Annotated in this window: 1 protein-coding gene and 1 pseudogene; both read right to left on the reverse strand. The window is 53.5% G+C overall.

Annotation, left to right across the window (positions count from 1 at the left end):
* The coding region (locus RTW80_RS25540) for an aldose-1-epimerase (RefSeq protein WP_312720850.1) at positions 1 to 367 on the reverse strand (367 nt) is incomplete at its 3' end.
* Between the two features lie 137 nt (positions 368 to 504).
* Positions 505 to 1,232: pseudogene (yihS, locus tag RTW80_RS25545) on the reverse strand (sulfoquinovose isomerase); the annotation flags it as partial.

Below are 1,232 nucleotides of genomic sequence, written 5' to 3' on the forward strand. Positions count from 1 at the left end.
GATAGCCGTAACTGGGCGGCAGAAAAGCTGTCAGGGTAACGCTGGTGGCGGTTAATTCACTAATTTGCCAGTCTCGCCAGGCAAGCAGCCCGTGAATAGCGGCTTTTGAACTATGTTCATTAATGGGTAACTGATATTCCTGCCCCTGATAGCGGTAACAGCCGTTGGCGATCCGGTTCGGCCACGGAATAAGCACTTTACCCAGATGCGCCAGCGGCATCTCTTCGGGTTTGTGCGGGATGACTAAATGACAACCCTGAAAGGTTAATTCAGCCAGACCAGCACCGACGGTCACAATGGTCGCGTGATAATCCCCCGCGGCAAGTGAAACGGTCTGTCCACTGCAATGCATATTGGTGATTTGCATACAAGGCACCTTAATTAACGACATACAGCCTCCCGTGAGGCTGATGTCAAACCCAAAAACTGCACCGGACGGTCCCCTCGCCCCTTTGGGGAGAGGGTTAGGGAGAGGGGAAAACCCGCACCCTATTTTCAGATCAGTTATTTCGCATTAATATCCAGCAGACCCGCTGCAACCGCTGGAGCCATGCCGGGCGCTAACGGGATACGCGGGATCACCAGGCAATGCAGCAGGTGATAAATATCCTGTTTGCCGTCCCAGACTTTGGTGGTGACCTTATTGTCCGCATCCAGCTCCTGCCACCAGGAACCATTTTCATAGTCCATCAGGTACTTAATGCAGTACTCCCACCATGTTTGATACCAGGTTTCATACTGGCGATCGCCAGTGACGGTGTAGAGCGCGTAGGCCGTACCCATTGCTTCGACGATAGGCCAACGTACACGTTCGCGGACCACCGGTTTTCCTTCCCAGTCAACGGTATAAACAATCCCGTCCGCGCCATCGGGTGCCCAGGCATCGCGCACGGTGGCGTTAAATAGACCTTTGGCATCTTCTAGCAGCCATGCTGGTGGTTGTTCGCAACGGGCTTCCAGGGCAGCATGGATGTGCAGCATTAAACGGCCCCATTCGATCCAGTGGCCTGGTGTACCTCCGAACGCGCGGAAGCGATGCGCCGGGTTATCTTTGTTGTAATCCGGCAGCGGATTCCACTGGGTATCGAAGTGTTCGTTAACGCGATAATGATTATTTCTGGCGACGTCGTGGATAATCACGGAAGCCACGCGAATCGCGCGATCCAGCCATTTTTTGTCGTGAGTGACGTCATAAACAATCAAGAAAGCTTCCACCGCGTGCATATTGGCAT

This window comes from Escherichia sp. AM3 (genome assembly GCF_032029835.1).
In the GTDB taxonomy this organism is placed as follows: domain Bacteria; phylum Pseudomonadota; class Gammaproteobacteria; order Enterobacterales; family Enterobacteriaceae; genus Escherichia; species Escherichia coli.